We start from the raw sequence: 1,440 nt of genomic DNA on the forward strand, positions 1-1,440 counted from the left end.
GTAATTGCTCAACTAGGGGAAAAAAGGGAGCCATCAATAGAGAGAGCTTGTTGAATGGATTGATAAGCAGTTAAACCCTGTCGCTTCCCAGTATTGACAACTGAACGAACGGCTGCAAACAAATCTCGACCCCATTCCGAACGGAAGCCATTAGTCACACGGCGAAATACCACGCTCATCCTAATCGCCTGTTCACTACTATTATTCGTTGGTGGAATCCCCGCCTCTTCCAGAAATAGAAATAAATTGTCAATTAGCCCACCATAGCGTTTTCGTAACCGGATACCATCCGGATGATGTGGCGCTAAATTTAAAATCCCGGTTAATCTTTCCTGTAAATTTTCTCGGTATCGATTGAGTCTGGCATCGTCGATTTTTTCTCGTCTTCGATGGATAATAAAAGCCCTCAATAATAACCTCTTCATCCCTGGGGCAAAAATTCTGTCCCCAGCATCAATCGCATATTGGCAATCCCGCAGTTGATGGGCTAAACACACTTGCCATTGTGGTGCGGGGTGATTTTTTTGAGCACTAAATAAATCTGACACCCAGATATCGGGACGATGTTCTGCGAGAACTTCGTTAATTACCCCAGTCCCTCGACTCGGGCGGATGACGTGTAAACAAACATCCTGGTTCTGAAACACCCACTCCCACTGATTCTGTCCGTTAACTCTCGCACTCGTTTCATCTGAACAAATTAATTTTGCCCGTCGCAACCGGTGTAGTATTTGACTTACTTGATCGTCTAAACTGATTTTGACCTTCCCCAGCAAGTTGGCGATGGCACCTTCTGATATCTTTAGTCCAAAGACGGAGCCAAATATCGACGACAGCCGTTCGTAGCTGATGGCATGAGTGTAACGAAGATATGTGACTAAGCTTTGAATTGAACTGCCAAACGGGGAACCTGGTTCCATTCCCCATGGTACTGGTGCAACATATTCGGTTTGACAGCAGGCACACTGACCACCATAACGTTCGATTCGGGTGACGATGGGGCGAATTGGGGGTAGTTCGATTTTTTCGTAGACGGATTGCAATTTTTGTGCTGCCCCGGTGACTTTCTCTCCACACTGGGGGCAATTTTTGAGTTGGGCGATGATTGTTTGGTCGGGTTCAGGATGTAGCTGTCTTCCCCCTCCTGCTCTTCCTAGGCTTCTTTGTCTTTTTATCCCCTCAATTTTCGATGGCTGAATGTTGGGCTTGAATCCTTTGGACGGTGGAGTGCTGGAATTTTTGCTAGTTTTTTTGGGAGATGGGCCTAGTTTTGGTTGGTCTGTGGTTGCTAACGCTGCGGTCAGTTTTTGGATTCTCTCCCATAGCTCTACTATCAAGGCTTCTTTTGCCTCGTTCGATAGCTGTTTTAGGTCGGGGAGTTTTTCCATTCCTTTATCTAATGTCTATCTTGTCTTCTTGTCAAGGGGGTTGAGCAATTAC

1 protein-coding gene is annotated in these 1,440 nt (G+C 46.0%); it reads right to left on the reverse strand.

Going from position 1 to position 1,440, the window contains the following annotated elements; genetic code table 11:
• Positions 1-8 precede the first annotated feature (8 nt).
• Positions 9-1,388: an IS66 family transposase gene (tnpC, locus tag QUA44_RS30475; protein WP_333257652.1), complete on the reverse strand. Its 1,380-nt coding sequence runs from the start codon at positions 1,386-1,388 to the stop codon at positions 9-11.
• Between the last annotated feature and the right edge of the window lie 52 nt (positions 1,389-1,440).

Origin of the sequence: Microcoleus sp. N9_A2, from assembly GCF_036701775.1 — a bacterium.
GTDB lineage: Bacteria > Cyanobacteriota > Cyanobacteriia > Cyanobacteriales > Microcoleaceae > Microcoleus.